General features: G+C 52.1%; 9 protein-coding genes. 3 read left to right on the top strand and 6 right to left on the bottom strand.

The genetic code is table 11. The annotated features are described in order from the left end of the window. Positions 1–4 precede the first annotated feature (4 nt). Both G7G_RS0101230 and G7G_RS0101225 read right to left on the bottom strand, forming a co-directional pair. Entirely contained in the window at positions 5–1,210 is a 1,206-nt protein-coding gene (locus tag G7G_RS0101230) for a DNA cytosine methyltransferase (protein ID WP_010437490.1), read from the bottom strand. Beyond that, positions 1,210–2,400, bottom strand: a complete 1,191-nt coding sequence (locus G7G_RS0101225; RefSeq protein ID WP_202945029.1) for an HNH endonuclease — start codon at positions 2,398–2,400, stop codon at positions 1,210–1,212. The genes G7G_RS0101230 and G7G_RS0101225 overlap by 1 nt, the downstream gene beginning before the upstream one ends. A gap of 538 nt (positions 2,401–2,938) precedes the next feature. Between G7G_RS0101225 and G7G_RS0101220 the strand changes: the two genes are divergently transcribed. Next, the gene (locus tag G7G_RS0101220) at positions 2,939–3,508 is read left to right on the top strand and encodes a hypothetical protein (RefSeq protein WP_139056583.1); all 570 of its coding nucleotides are present in this window, start codon (positions 2,939–2,941) and stop codon (positions 3,506–3,508) included. Positions 3,509–4,069: 561 nt separating this feature from the next. On the opposite strand, the gene G7G_RS0101210 is transcribed toward G7G_RS0101220, so the two are convergent. The 4 genes from G7G_RS0101210 to G7G_RS0101195 all read right to left on the bottom strand — a co-directional run bounded on the left by G7G_RS0101210 (position 4,070) and on the right by G7G_RS0101195 (position 8,188). Continuing rightward, entirely contained in the window at positions 4,070–4,849 is a 780-nt protein-coding gene (locus G7G_RS0101210; protein ID WP_010437487.1) for an IclR family transcriptional regulator, read from the bottom strand. Positions 4,850–4,860: 11 nt separating this feature from the next. Next, positions 4,861–6,219: a TRAP transporter large permease gene (locus tag G7G_RS0101205; RefSeq protein ID WP_010437486.1), complete on the bottom strand. Its 1,359-nt coding sequence runs from the start codon at positions 6,217–6,219 to the stop codon at positions 4,861–4,863. Further along, positions 6,219–6,884 (bottom strand): TRAP transporter small permease, encoded by a 666-nt coding sequence (locus tag G7G_RS0101200; protein ID WP_010437484.1) that lies wholly within the window; start codon positions 6,882–6,884, stop codon positions 6,219–6,221. Before G7G_RS0101200 ends, G7G_RS0101205 begins: the two co-directional genes overlap by 1 nt. A gap of 65 nt (positions 6,885–6,949) precedes the next feature. After that, positions 6,950–8,188 carry a TRAP transporter substrate-binding protein gene (locus G7G_RS0101195; RefSeq protein ID WP_010437483.1) on the bottom strand — a complete coding sequence of 413 codons (1,239 nt, stop codon included), beginning with the start codon at positions 8,186–8,188 and terminating at the stop codon, positions 6,950–6,952. A gap of 109 nt (positions 8,189–8,297) precedes the next feature. Between G7G_RS0101195 and G7G_RS0101190 the strand changes: the two genes are divergently transcribed. Continuing rightward, positions 8,298–9,893, top strand: a complete 1,596-nt coding sequence (locus G7G_RS0101190) for a GMC family oxidoreductase (protein WP_010437482.1) — start codon at positions 8,298–8,300, stop codon at positions 9,891–9,893. Between the two features lie 300 nt (positions 9,894–10,193). Then, positions 10,194–12,005: a BCCT family transporter gene (locus G7G_RS0101185; RefSeq protein WP_010437481.1), complete on the top strand. Its 1,812-nt coding sequence runs from the start codon at positions 10,194–10,196 to the stop codon at positions 12,003–12,005. Positions 12,006–12,030: the final 25 nt, after the last annotated feature.

Below are 12,030 nucleotides of genomic sequence, written 5' to 3'. Positions count from 1 at the left end.
GTCGCTAAAAGAAAGCGTACACGATCTGCGTTGCAAGCGTCGCGGCCAAAACTGGCGGAACTGCGTTTCCAACCTGCGTAAATTGACGGGCATTAGGACCGAGAAATGTATACTTGTCAGGAAATGTCTGCAGTCTGGCACACTCTCGTACACTTAGAGTTCTTGGTATTTCTGGGTGCAAATGGGATCGCCCGCCACCGTTTGTGCCGCCTGCAATTACAGTCTTTGAGGGGCGTGTAGGTGTTAGTCGGTCTACACGTCCGAGTTGGTCACGTTTTCCATAGTCCAGAACTCGGTATCTCGCTATCGAACCAACCGCGTGTCTCCTCGTCTCGTGGTTTTTGACAGTGGGACCGGGGGAAGTTGCTAAGACGCTGCCACAGCCAACGTGATCTCGCTTCTTTGGCATTTTGAAACGACCTTCATTGAGCGAACCAAATACAAACATACGCTGTCGGTATTGCGGGATACCATAATCGGCTGCTTCCCAAACCTCGGGTTCTTCCACGTTGTACCCTGCAGACTTCAACGTGCGGATAGCTTCACCAAGTTGCTGCCCGCCATCCAAGTCCCTCAGGCCCGGGACGTTCTCAATGACAAAAACTCTGGGTTTGAAGTGAACAACAATATCAACAAAATCGAACAACAAGTTCCCGTTTTTTTCATGAGCAAAACCAACCCGTTTGAAGTTCTCACCAGATTTCGAGAAGCGCTGATTGGCGGCGATAGAAAACGGCTGACATGGTGGTCCGCCAACAAATACACCTTCAAACGGCGACGAAATCAACGGTGTTAGCTGGTCAATCACTTCGTCTTTTTTGGAAACATCGCCATTGTGGTTCGGAGGACCAAATACCTGCCATTTCGGCCTATTGGCTCGTAATGTTTTGCAAAACACCTCGTTAAATTCAAACGCGGCTTTGTGCTGGAAACCTACTTTCTCAAAGCCTAAGTCCATTCCGCCAGCACCGGTAAAGAACGAGACGACGGGTATTCCTTGGGCGATTGACTTGAATTGGTTGAGACTGGCTGCTTTAGGTCCGTCCCACGACAACAGACGGCTTTTCGCGTAGACAAGGTCATCAATATTTTGCCCAACGCCTTCCAAAACCGAAAGGATATCGTCTCTTTCTGCTGCGTTCGCAATAAGCTCGCTTTGGAGTCGAAATTGCTCCTCCGGGGAGGTGGAAGATGGGTTCGTCATCAACATCAAGAAAGCGCCCTGTATTCGTTTTTTGCCCTTTGGTAGACCATTTTTGCTTGGTCTGCGTCAAGAAAGTCTTTCTGCCCAGCCTCTTTAAGCCAACGGTCATAGTATCTATGAACTCCGCGATGGCACGTTGGACAAACGGCGACGAGGTCTTCCAAAATTGTCCCAGTCTTTGACGTTCTTGCCCCAGAACAAAGCGGCAACAAATGGTGTACGTCAAGGATGCGTGGCGTCCACGGGTAAGACTTTCGGGTATCTGTAGCACAGAAATCACAAACAGCAGTTGGGTTCGCTTTGAAGAACTCCGCGCGGATTTTACCATTTCGTTCAATTACAACGTGCGTCTTTCGGGTCTTCGACCCTTCAGAAAAGGTAGTCAGAGCGGAGAAGCCTGCCTCCTCAATATCGCTGACCGCAGTAGACGCATATTCAAGCTCAAGTTGGTCAACGGCAGCGGTATACAGTTCTGTAATACGAAACACTTCCTCAGCCCCGTTGGGTTTTGGCGTACCTGCTATTGGTGCCAATTGCTCAAAGAGATTGCTGGCGTCGTCAAGCGTCAGAGACACGGTTACATTCCGCCGGTCCAGCGAGAGATACGAAATCTGAGAAATAACTTGGATGCTTTCAGCTGCTTGCCGATTTACACTCTTCGTATCATGACCAACGGAAATCAGGTTGATGAAATCCGACTGGTTCTCATTACCCACAAAGCCAGAGGCGCCGTAAGCGGCCACGACCTCCGAGATTCCTGTTGTGTCTTGCCCCGTAGCAGCACGAGCCAAAATGTATTTCAGAGCGAACAACAAAGGGTATCGTCTAATTGCATTGCTGTCCCATCCTTGAAGAACAGGAGATGGGTCGGTCGTTGCCTCGCAAAGAAAGTGAAAATACTCGTCTGTTGTCGTAACGCCATCGGCAGCCAGCGCTTGAGCCACCTTGGTTGGAAGCGATCCGGTGCCATTCTTGGCGCAAATCAGAGACAAACCAAAAACTCGACTATAGTTCCTCCAAGGCGGATATTGGTCGTTGTCTGGTAGGAACGGCAATCCAGTTGCTGACACCAACGACTTACGATTAGTCAATCTGAGATCATGTTGGAGCGCATACCTTGCGATCTTCTTCAGATTGTCGAACTGAAAGTAATCCAAACGTCCTTGGTCCCAACTCCACATATCGCTATATCTCACCGAATCAGACACATCTTATAGTAGAAAGTCTGCAACAATTGCGCTCTCCACACCATGATTCGTCCATGTCGAACAAGCGCTGCAGCCTGTTTTTGAAGAGATCAAACCGGACCAATTAGGCCGGCAATATTGATTTACCGACCTTTGGAAACCGGGCGCTTTGCAACGCCACACCCGATTTGAGTTCCCCCATTGCAGAATTAGGAACCGTCGTTGCGCAAGATCGGCCCCATGCTGTTTCGCTGCGTCTTCTGACGTTGTTTCTGCTTGCCCCCCAACCCAATCATTCAAGGACCAAATCATGGCTCAAACATATGCGTCGACTGCTGCGTCAATCTGCTCACCACAACACGCGCCAAATCCGGTGGTACAATTTCCCTTAAGGTCTCTTTATAGAGGACGTACCAGTTGTAAGATCAGCGCCCTCGCTGAAGCGACGACCACATCGTTATTGGACCTACTTGATCAGCGTAGAGACAGTCCGACGCCAGAACCTGAGGCGACAGCTCTCGCTGCACTAATAGCGACAATGGTCGATATGGCTGAAGGGACAGCCCCGTCCAGTTTCTACCTCTCCAGTTTGGATCCCGGTGTTGGAAAAACCACGTCGTTGTCACATTTCGTCAGACATCTCTTAGGGTCTGAACATCACAGCGATGTGGCTGTCCTGCTTTGCTTCTCACAGCTGGACGAGATTGAACATCTGGTCGAAGAAATGGAGCTGGACCAAGCTGACTTCGCTGTTTTTACCAGTAAAGACGAGGTCAACGGTCTGAGTTCAACGCCACGCGGCGAGGCCCGTATTCTGTTTACTACGCAAGCGATGGTTAGGCGGCGTTGTCGTGATGGCAGTTTCAACGATGCGGAGGTCTTCCACTTTCAATGCAAACCCCGTGCCGTCAGGGTTTGGGACGAAACAATGCTTCCGGGAGAGGTGGTCTCCATCACAACGGACCAACTTGCTTCGCTGCGCGGTCCCCTTAGAAAATCCCACCCTGCATTGGCGGAACTGATAGAGCATCTGGAAGCTGCGTCCGCCCATTTCTTCATATGTGTTGTGCTAGTTGAGTTGCTTGAATTGATAAAGGCGACTAACGCACTGATGTAGAGTTCTCGTCGGAAGTCTTCGTTTGTTTTTTTCATACAGTATCTAAAGTAGCATTTTGTCTCGAATTTGTCTCACTCTCCGCCTGCTAACCTGTTGATAACTCAAGCATCTGTTTTGGGGGGTATAAATGGGGGTATCCACGAGGATGTTTTCTCCACGTGTCGGCAACATCTCAGAAATTATCGTTTAGATTCAACGCAGTGAGTCTGACTTGAAAATCCTCGTGTCGGTGGTTCGATTCCGCCCCCGGCACCATTTATACCTCTAACCCATTGTTCACTCACAGTTTACTTGTGGAAACAGTGAGGGCGTAGTTCTTGGTATAGAACAAATCGGTGTATTTTTCGTTCACCAAGAACAGCATCTATTATTTTGTCGCGGGCTTGTTTTTGCGTAGATCGTGTTGTGCAGGAATTTAACTTTTCAAGCTGAGCAAACGTCCACACTGGATTTTGATCACGCACGCATCGGCTTTCGATCAAAATTCCCCGAAACCAGCCGATAATTGAAGTTTTTGCTGCTCAGAATTGGTCGCGATTTAGGTACCATCTCAGACCCTAATCACTCATTCAATAGCGCTGAAAGTTCATCCGCCCCTTTTTGCAGAATTCCAAGAAACGACATTAGGCTGTTGACGTCATGACGTTGGGTTGGAGCGTGAACTGAGAGTGTGCCAACCAACCTGCCCTGCCCGTCCAGAACGGGCACAGCAAGTGCCGTCATTCCGGCCATAAATTCCTCATCATCCGTCGAAAAACGATTCACGGCGATGTTTTGGATCTCTGCTCGCAAGACTTTGGGATCAGTCAGAGAACGTTCAGTATTTGGTTGCAGGTTTCCTGCTGAAAGGACACCATCCAACGTTTTCTGCCGCAGTGTGGACAGGTACATCTTGCCACTTGCGGTACAGTGAAAAGGTACTTGTGTACCGACAGGCAGCTGAATTCTTAGCGGCCACTTCGTTTCCACCCGGTCTAGATAGATCATACCTTCTCGGTCAGGGATGGCGAGATTGCAGGTCTCACCAACTTCTTCTGCAACGCTGCGTAAGATTGCCAATCGGGCCGTACGCAGGTGCTCAGAAGACATGGTATTGACCGAAAGCAGTCGTAACCGGCGCCCTGGGCCATAAGAACGCCCATCAAGATCGCGTTGCAGGAAGCCTTCGGTCTCTGCGGTATGCAGGAGGCGGTGGACGGTCGGCTTGGCCAGACCAAGTGCCTCAACCAAGTCTGAGGGTTTGACCGCAACACCACGCCGCGCCACCTCCTCGAGGATCAGAAGGAGGCGCAGGTTGGTCGGGATTTGAGTTTCTTTGTCTTGTGTTTCCGTCTCAGCCATCCCGCAACAGTCTAGCTATTTGGCAGCAGGATCAAGGCCAGATCGGGCACAAGCGACACTAGTATCCAGACCGAAAGAAGCGCTACCAGATAGGGCACTGTATACCGAAGCAACCGGAAATAGGGCACTCCTGTCACTCCCGAAGCCACATAGAGGTTCAGCCCATAGGGTGGCGTGATGAACCCGATGGATGCCCCCACAAGGAATATCACTGAGAAATGGATTGGATCGATCCCAACAGAGGCCGCAATCGGCGCAAGGATCGGAGCCAGGATTATCGTGACAGGCAGGCTTTCCAGCACCATGCCCGAGAAGAATACGATCACCATCGATGTGAACAACACCGCGTAGTACCCGCCCATCGAGGTTACAAAATCCCCGATGGTTTGCTGTGCCCCTAGCAGAGACAGGATCTGCTGCATCACCACCGAAATGGCGATCAATGGCGCGAGGATGCCGGTGATCTGGGCCGAGCGGATCACGATGGAGGGTATTTCAGGTATCGTAAAACCTTCGACGACGAACATCTCGGCAAAGCTCTTTTCGGTTGGCGGTATGTCGTTCCGCGCGCCCATAATCCGGTTGATCGGATAGCTGACCAAACCTGCTATCACGCAAAAGCCGACCGTCACGCCTGCTGCCTCGGTCGGGGAGAACTTGCCGGTGTAGATGCCCCACAGAACCAAGCCGATGGCGAAAAATCCAAGCCAAGCTCCAAATGCGGTCTTCAGCACCCGGTTCAATTGCAGCGGTATCAGATGACCCCAACCGTTCAAGCGGCAGATGATCCAGCACGCAAATTGCATACCAAAGACCATCAGCGCGCCCGGAAGGATACCCGCGACGAACAGCTCGGAAATCGGCAGGTTCATCAGGAAGCCATAGACGATGAAGATAATCGACGGAGGGATGATAATCCCCACCGTTCCGCCCGCGGCAGCGGTCGCCGCGCTGAAGCGTTCGTCATAACCACCTTTGACCATCTCGGGATGAAGCATCGACCCGATGGTTGCAGTCGTTGCGGAGTTTGAACCAGAGATTGCGGCGAAAAGTCCACAAGCGCCCAGAGATGCCATGGCCAACCCCCCGCGTATCCAGCCCAAACAGGCATAGGCGAAATCGCTGAGCCTCCGGGCAATGCCGGACTTGTTGATCAGATCTCCGGTCAGGATAAAGAGCGGCATAGCCAGTAGGGCAAAGCCTTTGTTGAACACATTCAACAGTTCGGCACCCATGTTATCCAGCGTCAAACCAAGGACGAACGAGCAACCAATCACCCAATATCCGATGACCAAAAAAACAGGTACGCCCAGCATGAACAGAAAGGTGACCGCAAGAGAGATCAGTGTGACCATAGTTCCGTCTGTCATCAGTCTGCTCCGATCACGGCCTGCTTGATCAGCGGCTCGCCTGTTTTCCAGTTGTTCAGATCATCGGCAAGGTTCTGAAACACGCGCCCGACCATCAGAAAGAACGACAGCGGTGCGGCCAGAAGGAACCACCACTGCATGATATTGTCTGTACCCAGAACGATCTGAAAGTTTGATGCCGACAATGCCACCAGCCGTGTTGTGGTCACGATGACGATCACCGCAAAGATGAACCACAATATCGCGTCGAGTATCAGGCAAGCCAATTGCCCAGCCCTCGGCATTGCAGTGCGGAATTCGCTGAAGCTCAAATGCGTGCGCAGGCGGACATTGTACGACGCCCCAAACCACGCCATGACCATGAACAGCAGCGGGGGAATGGTGGTCGACCAGGGCTCCTGATCGTTGAACACAAACCGGTCGATCACGCCCCAGAAGATGATTAATGCGATCGCAAGGTAGGAATACACCATCACCGACCGTTCCAGATGGCGTTCGACAAAGGGCACTGCCCGGTAAATCAGCATGATCACGAACCCGCCAATTGCCGAGACTACTGCGCCCAACACCCAAGTGGCGTCGGATTCGAGTGCAGATTGAATCTCGAACGAATCCTGGCTGAGAAAGGCGCTGAAAATCGCGCCGATGTCTGCCCAAAACGACATGAACTCCGTCCTCCCAGTCGGTGTGTATTGGAACCGGCCCGCTTGAGGCCGGTTCGTCTTTTGTATCAGGCTTCGCCCTTCCACCAACGACGCGGTTCAACGTTTTCTGGCAGGGTGTTAGCCGGAATCTCGCGCGCGATGTCGTAGATTTCCTGATAGGTATCGATACCGCCCGCCCATTTGTTCAGACGTTCGCGCCACTGGGCCCAAGGTTCTGGGTTGTAGTTCGGGGCGCACATCTCTTCGGCCAGCTTGATCTGATCGTCAGCCAGGAAGGCCGGACGTACTCCATTTTCGGCAAAGATAGTATCAGGCAGCTGCGGCTCCGAGAAACCGACCGTGTTCAGCAATGCGGCTTCATTTGCACCCTGAATCAACGCCTGAGTGAAGTAGGAAGACTCCATCACAGCGTCCTGCAGCTCACCACCGAGGCTGTCGAAGACCTTTGCAGACATTGAGGTATGTTCTGTGCCGCAGAAGAACTTCAGGTTGACCGACTGTGAAACCACGGGCGCCATATTGGCGTATGCAACGGCCGACGCCCATGTTTCGGCACCGTCGATCAGGCCAGTTTTTAGCGCATCCAGCGTTTCCTCCCATGCCACCGGCACCGGATTCAGGTTCAGTAACTGCATCGCAATCCGGCCCAGTTGCGTGCCTGTCACGCGGTTCTTGGTGCCAAACAGCTCTTCTAGCTTGGTCACGGTCGGTTTGTCTGCAAAGGTCGAACCCATCTGCAGCCCGCGCAATTCGCAGTGCGTGAACAGGAACTTCAGACCATGACGTTTCTCCAACGGATCACGCAGGATGCGCTGGCTCGCGGGACTATAAAAGAAGTGATATTGCGCTGCCCGGCTAGGGAACATGTAAGCATAGTCCAGCACGTTCAGGTAGGGTGCGCCACCCGCCGAGTTCTGGGTCGAGGCCGCGTAAATGTCGACGATTCCCTGTTGGGTTTTTTCCACGCAGCTTAGCTGACCACATATCTGATTGTCGCCGATGAACTCGATCCGAATCTCGCCATCAGTGCGTTCTTCCAGATCCCGAGCGAATTCGATCGCGCCGGCGCGTTCGATCAGCAGATTGCGTGTATTAAAACCCGAAGCACCAAATTTAAGCGTGTGCTTTGGCTCTTTCGAGAAGCGCTTTTCATAGGTCGATTCGGCCGCCTGCGCCAGATTCGCCAGGCTCATCGCGCCACCAAACCCACCTGCAGCCAGCAGTGTCGAACTCATGCCATAACGCCCAGCCACGCGGAAAAAATCTCGCCGGGAAATGCCACTTAGTTTCTTACCGATCTCCATTGCTTACCTCCCTGATCGCAATTATTGAGACGTTTTGTATCAAAAAAGGCTAGTATATTTCTTGCATCTTGCATAGAGTTTTTTTCAGAGACGTTGGAAGGAGGCGGTCATGGAGGTGGATTATGCGGTTGTCGGCGCGGGGTCTTCGGGCTGTGTCATTGCTAATCGACTAAGTGCTGATCCCAATACATCGGTCGCGCTTCTTGAAGCCGGCGGTCGCGATACGAACCCATGGATTCACATCCCTGTCGGTTATTTCAAAACGATGCATAATCCGTCGGTCGATTGGTGCTATCGGACCGAGCCCGACCCAGGCCTGAATGGCCGGTCCATCGACTGGCCACGAGGCAAAGTGCTGGGCGGCTCCTCCTCGCTGAACGGGTTGCTTTATGTACGTGGCCAGAAAGAAGATTACGACCGCTGGCGGCAAATGGGCAACGAAGGTTGGGGGTGGGACGATGTCTTGCCCCTGTTCAAACGCTGCGAAGATCAAGAGCGCGGTGAAGATGAGTTTCACGGCGTTGGTGGGCCTTTGTCGGTGTCAAACATGCGCATTCAACGCCCAATCTGCGACGCTTGGGTAGCGGCAGCACAGGCCGCAGGCTACCCGTACAACCCCGACTATAATGGCGCTGAACAAGAAGGCGTGGGTTATTTTCAATTAACCACCCGCAACGGCCGTCGCTGCAGCGCTGCTGTGGCATATCTCAAACCTATTCGAAATCGTCAGAATTTGAACATCATCACCAAAGCATTGGTGGCACGCGTGGTATTGGACGGAAAAAAGGTGACTGGGTTGGTTTACCGGGACAGGTCGGGGGTTGAGCAAACTCTGAAGGTCCGGCGTGAGATCATCCTGTCTGGCGGCGCGATCAATTCGCCCCAGATCCTGATGTTGTCGGGGATCGGAGACGCGGACCATCTCAAAGAAAACGGAATAGAACCGCTTCATGTCCTGCCTGGCGTCGGTAAGGGTTTGCAGGATCACTTGCAGGCACGACTGGTGTTCAAATGCAATGAACCAACACTGAATGATGAAGTCCGAAGCCTGCTCAATCAAGCCCGCATCGCGTTGAAGTATGCGTTGTTCCGCGCAGGTCCAATGACCATGGCTGCAAGCCTAGCCACAGGATTCATGAAAACCCGGCCCGATGTTGAAACGCCGGACATTCAGTTCCACGTGCAACCCTGGTCCGCCGACAGCCCTGGTGAAGGTGTGCATCCGTTTTCTGCCTTCACGATGTCGGTCTGTCAGCTGCGCCCGGAAAGTCGAGGTGAGCTGCGCCTGAACGGTCCGGATCCGTCCAAACATGTTAAAATCATTCCGAACTACCTTTCTACGGAAACAGATTGCCGAACCATCGTCGACGGTGTGAACATCGCGCGCAGAATTGCTAAACAAAATCCTCTCGCCTCGAAGATTTCAGAGGAGTTTCGACCTACGGCAGAACTTAGCATCGACGATTACGAAGGCACACTGGATTGGGCCAGATCAAACTCCACCTCAATCTATCACCCCACCGGCACCTGCGCGATGGGACAATCAGAGAAGTCTGTAGTGGACGCGAAACTGAAAGTCCACGGCATAGCTAACCTACGGGTGGCAGATTGTTCGATCATGCCGGAAATCGTCAGTGGCAACACCAATGCGCCTGCGATCATGATCGGCGAAAAGGCAAGCGATCTAATAATCTCGGATGCTTGACACATTGCGCCGCGGTCTGAACGCCAATTAGATCTGCGAATTCTACTGCCAACCATATTCCGGTGCGCACGCAATACCGGGCTTGAATTGGTCGACTTTGAACGATGGCTAAGCCTTCGATATTGAGCCATTCAATTTTTCATAGCCGCACAGGTTTTGCCAGTTGCGACCCAAAGATTTTCCACTCAGCTATCGCTTCCGCAGCTTCAGTCCTATTCTGGCAGAAAGTAAACTAGTCTGGAACCCAGCGACTGGCAGCGCGGCGTGCAAAGCTGTCTATTTATGTAAGACCAGGAAAACATGGCGCTTGAAGAACCTTTCACAGACCTCAAAATAAGGACTCAGCGGACTGGCTTTTACAAAGGGTATAGCCTGCCGATTGCGCTGGTAAGCAAACTCTCGGTTTCGCTGCTCGTTCTCTGGGCGCTGGTTTGGCCACTATCAGCAAACGATACACTGCGATCTTGGAAGTCAGGAGTGCTGTCTGAGTTCAATGCATTCTACAACCTTTCTGTTGGATTATTTGTGCTTTTCCTTTTCCTTATCGCGCTCATTCCTTCAACTGGCCGAATGAAGCTGGGTTTAGAAGATGAGAAACCCGAATTTTCGAACTTCTCTTGGTTTTCGATGATGTTTGGGGCGGGTCTAGGCGTGGGCTTAATGGTCTACGCAACCGCTGAACCACTTGGCCTTTGGGAAACCAATGCATTGACTGTTTCCGGGGAAGTCACACCCAAAAGCGAGGACGCGATTGAAGGAGCCTACCGCTATACTTTTTTGCACACCGGATTTCACGCCTGGGCAATTTACGTCGTCACTGGCCTTAGCCTTGCCTATTACGCGTTTACAAGAGGCATGCCGCTAACAATCCGCACCGCACTGACCCCATTGCTCGGAGAATACTCAAACGGTATTGCAGGCCATGTGATCGATATACTCGGCGTCGTTGCGACAATACTCGGCGTGGCGGTAACGATCGGTTATGGCGTTTCTCAATTGGTGGATGGTGCGTTTCTAATTACCGGTGCGAAGTGGCTTGTGGAAAAAGAAGCAACCAAAGTGATCCCGTCGACCGCCGGCCTGATTGCGGCGTCGATCGTTGTTATGATGATGTCGACACTGTCTGCCGTCTCTGGCGTGGGGCGTGGTGTCAAATACTTGTCAAATATTAATCTTCTCTTTTCACTAGTATTGCTGGCGGTATTCATTGTTTTTGGCTCATTCGCGTTTGCAGCGAAAACCTATGCTACAGCGCTGGTTGACTATATCAAAAACTTTGTACCTCTGAGTTTCCAAGCTTTTCGACCGGTTTCCGAAGTCGATTTTGCCTCCGTATTGCCTGCAGAGGCGGCGCCCTTTGTCGGCGAGCTCTTTGCGGGTGCAACTGATCCATGGGGAACAAAAGCAACCTTTCTTGAGGGTTTGACCAGCGATACAGCCGGTCTTTCTGATGCGACCAAGACTGCAGTTTATGACGCGGGCACACGAGGTAGGTTGTTCGGATGGCAGGCCGGATGGACTACATTTTATTGGGCCTGGTGGATCGCGTTTTCACCTTTTGTGGGTCTCTTCTTAGCGCGTATCTCCAGGGGGCGAACCGTGCGAGAATTCATACTTGGGGCGGTCATTGCACCGTCCCTCGTTTGTTTCGCATGGATGGCCCTTCTGGGTGGGACCGCCATCGATTTGGAACTAAATGGGAATGCAAATGGATCTATCCTCGACGCATCAACGACGGCAACCCTGTTCGCCACTTTGGGGGAAATGGTATCGGGCAACTTTCTAACGATCGTGAGCATCATGTGTGTGCTGTTAACCATGACATTTCTTGTTACATCTGCCGACTCAGGCATCCTTGTGATGAACACGATCATGTCCGGTGGGTCTGAAGACACCGGCCTGCTTCATCGCATCCTCTGGGGCGTTCTTCTGACCCTTGTAATTGGAACTCTGCTTATCGCTGGCGGCGGCGGATTAGAGGCATTGACCAATTCGATGATCATCGGGGCATTGCCGTTTAGCGTCGTTTTGCTGCTCATGTGCATCTCTTTAGCCAAAGCAATGATCAACGACTTGCGCCGATTGAACCATGAAACACGGACGGGTTCGTGATTGCCCATGGTTAGTACCTAGTCAC

The sequence above is a fragment of the Ruegeria conchae genome, assembly GCF_000192475.1.
GTDB classification, from domain to species: Bacteria; Pseudomonadota; Alphaproteobacteria; order Rhodobacterales; family Rhodobacteraceae; genus Ruegeria; species Ruegeria conchae.
This window is presented reverse-complemented; position numbering and strand designations above follow the sequence as displayed.

Bases quoted from the DNA above. Each gene is read 5' to 3' on its own strand.
- G7G_RS0101230 (WP_010437490.1), bottom strand. From the start codon at position 1,210: ATGTTGATGACGAACCCATCTTCCACCTCCCCGGAGGAGCAATTTCGA.
- G7G_RS0101220 (WP_139056583.1), top strand. From the start codon at position 2,939: ATGGCTGAAGGGACAGCCCCGTCCAGTTTCTACCTCTCCAGTTTGGAT.
- G7G_RS0101210 (WP_010437487.1), bottom strand. From the start codon at position 4,849: ATGGCTGAGACGGAAACACAAGACAAAGAAACTCAAATCCCGACCAAC.
- G7G_RS0101205 (WP_010437486.1), bottom strand. From the start codon at position 6,219: ATGACAGACGGAACTATGGTCACACTGATCTCTCTTGCGGTCACCTTT.
- G7G_RS0101200 (WP_010437484.1), bottom strand. From the start codon at position 6,884: ATGTCGTTTTGGGCAGACATCGGCGCGATTTTCAGCGCCTTTCTCAGC.
- G7G_RS0101195 (WP_010437483.1), bottom strand. From the start codon at position 8,188: ATGGAGATCGGTAAGAAACTAAGTGGCATTTCCCGGCGAGATTTTTTC.
- G7G_RS0101190 (WP_010437482.1), top strand. From the start codon at position 8,298: ATGGAGGTGGATTATGCGGTTGTCGGCGCGGGGTCTTCGGGCTGTGTC.
- G7G_RS0101185 (WP_010437481.1), top strand. From the start codon at position 10,194: ATGGCGCTTGAAGAACCTTTCACAGACCTCAAAATAAGGACTCAGCGG.